This window comes from Pseudomonas sp. Ga0074129 (assembly GCA_001465025.1).
GTDB lineage: Bacteria > Pseudomonadota > Gammaproteobacteria > Pseudomonadales > Pseudomonadaceae > Aquipseudomonas.
This window is the reverse complement of record LNDO01000114.1, coordinates 1-2,707: the sequence shown is the minus strand read 5'-3', so window position 1 is coordinate 2,707 and position 2,707 is coordinate 1. Positions and strand designations below refer to the sequence as shown.

Sequence of the window (2,707 nt, the reverse complement as noted above, 5' to 3'; positions counted from 1 at the left end):
AACATCCAGATGACTGTCACTCTGATCAAAACCATTGCGATGGAAGAAGGTCTGCGTTTCGCTATTCGTGAAGGCGGTCGTACCGTCGGCGCTGGCGTGGTAGCAAAGATCATCGCGTAAACGATTGATCTGTATTGATTAGGCCGGCATAATTGCCGGCCTAATTAAGTTTTTAGGTCAGTAGCTCAATTGGCAGAGCGACGGTCTCCAAAACCGTAGGTTGGGGGTTCGATTCCCTCCTGACCTGCCATATTCATAAGAATTTGGCATGTCTCTTTACAGGAAATTAGTAGATGAATGTTAAGCCTGAAGCCAAAGACACTCGCTTCGACATGCTTAAGTGGCTGGTTGTTGCTGCTCTGGTTGTCGTGGGTGTGGTTGGCAATCAGTATTTCTCTGCTGAGCCTATCCTGTATCGCGTGTTGGCTCTGTTGGTTATTTCTGCAGTGGCTGGTGTGATCGCCCTTCAAACATCGAAAGGTCAAGCCTTTTGGGTGTTGGCGAAAGAAGCGCGTGTCGAAATTCGCAAGGTCGTTTGGCCAACTCGCCAGGAAACCACGCAGACAACTTTGATCGTTGTAGCTGTTGTTTTGGTTATGGCGCTGTTGTTGTGGGGCTTGGATTCCCTGCTTGGATGGCTTGTTTCGTTGATTGTCGGCTAAGGGTGTCCCGTGGCTAAGCGTTGGTACGTTGTGCATGCTTACTCGGGTTACGAGAAGCATGTCATGCGCTCGTTGGTCGAGCGTGTAAAGCTTGCTGGTATGGAAGATGTTTTTGGCGAGATTCTGGTTCCCACTGAAGAAGTTGTGGAAATGCGGAATGGTCAGAAGCGAAAAAGTGAGCGTAAATTCTTTCCTGGCTACGTCTTGGTGCAGATGGAAATGAGTGAGGCGACTTGGCATCTGATCAAGAATACGCCTCGCGTCATGGGCTTCATTGGTGGTACGGCTGATAAACCTGCGCCAATTACTGAGAAAGAAGCCGATGCCATTCTGCGCCGAGTTGCAGACAGTGGCGACAAGCCGAAGCCGAAAACTTTGTTCGAGCCTGGTGAGATAGTGCGCGTGACTGATGGTCCGTTTGCTGATTTCAGTGGTGTCGTAGAAGAAGTGAATTACGAAAAAAGCCGAATTCAGGTGGCGGTGACAATTTTTGGTCGCTCTACACCGGTCGAGCTGGAGTTCAGTCAGGTCGAGAAGGCGTAACTGACATAAGCATCCCTTACCCCGCAGTCTTGGGCTGCGGGGTTTTTTCGTCAGTGGGATAAATAGGCAATAACTGGGGAGCCATAAAGGCGCTAGAACCCAAAACTGGAGTAGCTCATGGCTAAGAAAATTACGGCTTATATCAAGCTGCAAGTAAAGGCTGCACAAGCCAACCCTTCGCCACCCGTAGGCCCTGCACTGGGTCAGCATGGCGTGAACATCATGGAATTCTGTAAAGCGTTCAATGCCCGTACTCAAGGCATGGAGCCAGGTCTGCCAACTCCAGTGATCATCACTGTTTATAGCGACCGTAGCTTTACCTTCGAAACCAAAAGCACCCCGGCTTCGGTACTGCTTAAAAAGGCTGCTGGCCTGACTAGCGGTTCGGCTCGCCCAAATAGCGTTAAGGTTGGCACTGTGACTCGTGCTCAGCTGGAAGAGATCGCCAAAACTAAACAGGCTGATCTGACTGCCGCTGATATGGATGCCGCTGTGCGTACTATCGCCGGCTCCGCTCGTAGCATGGGCCTCAACGTGGAGGGTGTGTAATGGCTAAGCTGACTAAGCGTCAAAAGGCTATCGCTGAGAAAGTTGAAGCTGGCAAGGCTTATAACTTTGTTGAAGCAGCAGCTCTGCTGGCTGAACTGTCTGCAGTTAAGTTCTCTGAGTCCGTTGATATCGCTGTCAACCTTGGTGTTGATCCGCGTAAATCTGACCAGGTTGTACGTGGCGCCACCGTTCTCCCGAACGGCTCGGGTAAAAGCGTTCGCGTTGCCGTATTCACCCAAGGCCCAGCTGCTGAAGCTGCTCTGGCCGCCGGTGCTGATCGCGTGGGTATGGACGATCTGGCTGCTGAGATGAAAGCCGGCGACCTGAACTATGACGTTGTGATTGCTTCCCCGGATGCAATGCGCGTTGTTGGTCAGCTGGGTCAAGTGCTCGGTCCTCGCGGCCTGATGCCTAACCCGAAAGTCGGTACCGTTACCCCTGACGTTGCCACAGCTGTGAAGAATGCCAAGGCTGGTCAAGTGCGTTTCCGTACTGACAAGAACGGCATCATCCACGGCTCCGTCGGTAAGGTTGGTTTTGACGCCGAGAAGCTGAAGCAGAACGTTGAAGCGCTGATCTCTGATCTGAAACGCCTCAAGCCGTCGACCTCGAAAGGCGTCTACGTCAAGCGCGTTACCCTGAGCACCACTATGGGCCCAGGTTTGATCATCGATCAAGGCTCGCTCGACGCGTAATAAATGAGGTCGCGTATTTGTACGCGGCTTCGAAGGTTTGGGGTCCCTGCTTTGCGGGGGCTATCCAAGACCGTAGGTGGCGAAAGTCTTAAACTAAAAGCCTACGCAGATGGTGCTCCCGATTCTTACCGAATCAGACACCAAAACGACATCAGCCTCCGGGCAGATGAAACGGTAACAAGCAGGAGTTAAACCCGTGGCAATTAAACTCGAAGACAAGAAGGCCATCGTCGCTGAAGTCAACGAGGCTGCCAAAGT

The 2,707-nt window shown here is 51.9% G+C and carries 4 protein-coding genes, 1 tRNA gene and 1 pseudogene; all 6 read left to right on the top strand.

What is annotated here, in order from left to right:
- Positions 1–120 (top strand): annotated as a pseudogene (locus tag AUK77_RS17960) (elongation factor Tu); the annotation flags it as partial.
- Between the two features lie 54 nt (positions 121–174).
- Positions 175–250 (top strand) — tRNA-Trp (locus tag AUK77_RS17955).
- Positions 251–293: 43 nt separating this feature from the next.
- Entirely contained in the window at positions 294–662 is a 369-nt protein-coding gene (gene secE / locus AUK77_RS17950) for a preprotein translocase subunit SecE (protein ID WP_296132533.1), read from the top strand.
- A 9-nt stretch (positions 663–671) separates the two neighbouring features.
- Entirely contained in the window at positions 672–1,205 is a 534-nt protein-coding gene (nusG, locus tag AUK77_RS17945; protein ID WP_296132532.1) for a transcription termination/antitermination protein NusG, read from the top strand.
- A gap of 117 nt (positions 1,206–1,322) precedes the next feature.
- Positions 1,323–1,754 carry a 50S ribosomal protein L11 gene (gene rplK, locus AUK77_RS17940; RefSeq protein WP_108489518.1) on the top strand — a complete coding sequence of 144 codons (432 nt, stop codon included), beginning with the start codon at positions 1,323–1,325 and terminating at the stop codon, positions 1,752–1,754.
- Complete coding sequence (gene rplA, locus AUK77_RS17935; protein ID WP_296132529.1) at positions 1,754–2,449, top strand: 50S ribosomal protein L1; 696 nt, start codon at positions 1,754–1,756, stop codon at positions 2,447–2,449. Before rplK ends, rplA begins: the two co-directional genes overlap by 1 nt.
- Positions 2,450–2,707: the final 258 nt, after the last annotated feature.